At 77.5% G+C, this 1,892-nt stretch carries 1 protein-coding gene and 1 pseudogene; both read left to right on the forward strand.

Features of this window, described 5'->3' with window-relative positions:
• Nucleotides 1-192 (forward strand): annotated as a pseudogene (locus DQW06_RS25620) (exonuclease SbcCD subunit D); the annotation flags it as partial.
• A partial coding sequence (locus DQW06_RS25625) for an AAA family ATPase (RefSeq protein WP_157983605.1) occupies nucleotides 192-1,892 on the forward strand: 1,701 nt, incomplete at its 3' end. The pseudogene DQW06_RS25620 and the gene DQW06_RS25625, both read left to right, overlap by 1 nt.

Consider the following 1,892-nt stretch of genomic DNA (forward strand, 5'->3'; position numbering starts at 1 on the left):
GTCCTGGACTTCGCCCCCGAGGGCGGTGCCCCCGACACCCGTCCGATCGCCGCCTCCGTCGCCGACCGCAGCGAGCGCCAGGTGGTCGGCGACTTCGTGGAGTGGGCCCGCGGCACCCCCGCCACCCCCGAGGAGGAGGCCCTCGTGAACACCGCCGTCGAGCAGGTCCGGCTCCAGGAGGGGACGCGCTGATGCGGCTGCACACCCTCACCGTCCAGGCGTTCGGCCCGTTCGCGGGCACCGAGGAGGTGGACTTCGACCGCCTCAGCGCGGGCGGCCTCTTCCTCATCCACGGCCCCACCGGCGCGGGCAAGACCACCGTGCTGGACGCGGTGTGCTTCGCCCTGTACGGCAACGTGCCGGGCGCCCGGGGCAAGGACCGCTCCCCCAAGAGCGACCACGCCCCGCTGGACGCCGAGCCCAGGGTGGTCCTGGAGTTCACGGTCCAGGGGCGCCGCATCTGGATCGAGCGCAAGCCGCGCTGGGACCGCCCCAAGAAGCGGGGCACCGGCACGGTGTCGCAGAACACCAAGGTCGTCGTCAAGGAGTTCACCGGCGGCAGGTGGGAGGGCGTCACCACCCGCCCCGACGAGGCGGGGCAGTTCGTCGGCGACCTGCTGGGCCTGACCCTCGCGCAGTTCTGCCAGACCGTCATGCTCCCCCAGGGCGACTTCGCGCGGTTCCTGCGCGCCAAGTCCGAGGAGCGCCGCGAGTCCCTGGAGCGCATCTTCAACACCCGGCTGTTCCGGGACGTGGAGACGTGGCTGGGAGCGCACGCCAAACGGCTCGAACACGAGGTCCGGACGGCCAACGCCCAGGTGCGCGCGGTCGCGGACCGCATCGCCGAGGTCGGCGGGTCCCGGGCCCCCGAACCGCCCGAGGAGCTGTCGGCCTGGGCCGCGGAGCTGGCCTGCGTCACCGCCGCGACCGCACGCGACGCCGGGCGGGTGGCCGGGGAGTTCACCGGGGCCCGTGAGGAGGCCCAGCGCGCCCTGTCCGAGGGGCGTGAGCTGCGCGCGCTCCAGGAGCGGCTGGCCGCCGCCCGCGGGCGCCGCGCCCAGCTGGCCGAGCACACCGCGTGGCGGGCCGCGCTCGACGCCCAGCTCGACGACGCCGGGCGCGCCGAGTCGGTGCTGCCCTTCCTGCGCGCCCGCGACAACCGCCGCACCGAGCTGGACAAGGCGGAACTCGCCGTCGCCGACCACCTGGCGCTGGTGGGCGGGCTGCCCGGCTTCTCCGCGCGGTCCGACGGGGCGGTGCCGCGCGAGGAGCTGGGTGCCGCCGAGCGGGAGCGCCGGGACGAACTGGCCCGTCTGGACGCGCTGCGCGCGGACGCCGAGCGCCGCCGGTCCCTGGGCCGCTCCGTCACCGCGCTCACGGGGCGCCTGGACGAGATCGCCGCGCAGCTGGATCGCCAGCGCGCGCTGGCCGCCTCCCTGCCCGCCCGGGTGGAGGCGCTCACCGCCGAGCTGCGGCGCCTCCACGACCAGGCCGGACAGGAGGGGGCCGCCGAGACCGCCCTGGCCGCCGCCCGCAGGCGCCTCGACGCCGCCGCCGAGTACGAGCGCCTGGGCCGGGAGCTCTCGGAGGCGCAGGAGCGTCACAGGGAGGCCGTGGACGGGGCCCAGGCCGCCCGCGACCGCGCCCTCGACCTGCGCGAGCGCCGGATCACCCACATGGCCGCCGAACTGGCGTCCGGCCTGGTCGACGGGGAGCCGTGCGCGGTGTGCGGGTCGGTGGCGCACCCCTCCCCCGCCCGGCCCTCCGGCGAGGGCCTGGTCTCCGCCGAGGAGGAGCGGCGGGCCCAGGCGGCCGCCGACGCCGCGGCCTCGCGCCGCGCGGAGGCCGAGAGCGCCGCGGTGGCCCTGCGGGAGCGGCGCACCGCCGCGCGG

The sequence above is a fragment of the Nocardiopsis sp. TNDT3 genome (assembly GCF_003427465.1).
In the GTDB taxonomy this organism is placed as follows: domain Bacteria; phylum Actinomycetota; class Actinomycetes; order Streptosporangiales; family Streptosporangiaceae; genus Nocardiopsis; species Nocardiopsis dassonvillei.